This is a genomic window from Corynebacterium tuscaniense (assembly GCF_008693065.1).
Classification (GTDB): domain Bacteria; phylum Actinomycetota; class Actinomycetes; order Mycobacteriales; family Mycobacteriaceae; genus Corynebacterium; species Corynebacterium tuscaniense.
Genome location: NZ_VXKH01000121.1, coordinates 1 through 1,577, shown reverse-complemented (window position 1 = coordinate 1,577; position 1,577 = coordinate 1). Strand labels below are relative to the sequence as shown.

Annotated in this window: 1 rRNA gene; it reads right to left on the bottom strand. The window is 55.0% G+C overall.

The window, feature by feature from the left end:
• Nucleotides 1-1,186: ribosomal RNA gene (locus F4V54_RS11675) — 23S ribosomal RNA — on the bottom strand; the annotation flags it as partial.
• Between the last annotated feature and the right edge of the window lie 391 nt (nt 1,187-1,577).

The window sequence follows — 1,577 nt, the reverse complement described above, 5'->3', positions numbered from 1 at the left end:
ATAGGCAGTGTTTCAAGGATGGCTGCTTCTAAGCCAACCTCCTGGTTGTCTTCGCGATCCCACATCCTTTTCCACTTAGCATACCCTTAGGGGCCTTAGCCGGCGATCTGGGCTGTTTCCCTCTCGACTACGAAGCTTATCCCCCGCAGTCTCACTGCCGTGCTCTCACCTCACCGGCATTCGGAGTTTGGCTGATGTCGCTAAGATGATAGTCCCGCTAAACCAACCAGTAGCTCTACCTCCAGGAGGAAACACACGACGCTGCACCTAAATGCATTTCGGGGAGAACCAGCTATCACGGAGTTTGATTGGCCTTTCACCCCTACCCACAACTCATCCCCTCAGTTTTCAACCTAAGTGGGTTCGCGCCTCCACAGAGTCTTACCTCTGCTTCACACTGGCCATGGGTAGATCACCCCGCTTCGGGTCCAGGACACGCCACTGACAACACACTAGTTAGTATTCGCTTTCGCTACGGCTACCCCACACGGGTTAACCTCGCGACGTGCCGCTGACTCGCAGGCTCATTCTTCAAAAGGCACGCCATCACCCCACAAGGAGGCTCTGACGGATTGTAAGCACACGGTTTCAGGTACTATTTCACTCCCCTCCCGGGGTACTTTTCACCATTCCCTCACGGTACTATCCGCTATCGGTCACAGAAGGTATTCAGGCTTACCGGGTGGTCCCGGCAGATTCACAGCAGATTCCACGAGCCCGCTGCTACTCGGGGACAAACGCAACCAACAGACCATGGCTTTCACGTACCGGGCTCTCACCGTCTACGGCAGGCGATTCCACGCACTTTCCGCTAACCACAACCAATGCTGGCGCACAGCTGGCAGACCATGCACACGTAAACCCCACAACACCACACACGCAACCCCTGCCAGGTATCACACGCATGCGGTTTAGCCTCATCCGCGTTCGCTCGCCACTACTAACGGAATCACAATTGTTTTCTCTTCCTACGGGTACTGAGATGTTTCACTTCCCCGCGTAACCACCAACCAGACTATGAATTCATCTGACGGCGACCGCCCACAACGACGGCCAGGTTTCCCCATTCGGACACCCTCGGATCAACGCTTAGTTGGCAGCTCCCCGAGGCATTTCGCAGCCTCTCACGTCCTTCATCGGCCTCCTGATGCCAAGGCATCCACCGTGTGCCCTTACAACACAACACACAAACGACCAAACAGAATAAACTGTTATGGAACAAATCTACAGAAAAATCAAGATGCTCGCGTCCACTATCCAGTTCTCACACAACACCACCAGAAACCACACCAACCACACACCGTGGCCAGCAGGCAACCAGCGCCCAGAAGGAAAAACAAACCACCAACCCCACACACCAACCACCAGGTTGACGCACAAGGCAGCAGACGGTGTCTTCCCAGACACCCGACAGCGCACCGACATACCTGTAAACACTTCGTGTTAAAGACCGCACCATGCGGCCGGCAAGCGTCCACCCAAAAAATGCGGACCACCACCACCCCACAGGGGCACGCAGTGACCCGACTTGTTAAGAAAAAACTCCTTAGAAAGGAGGTGATCCAGCCGCACCTTCC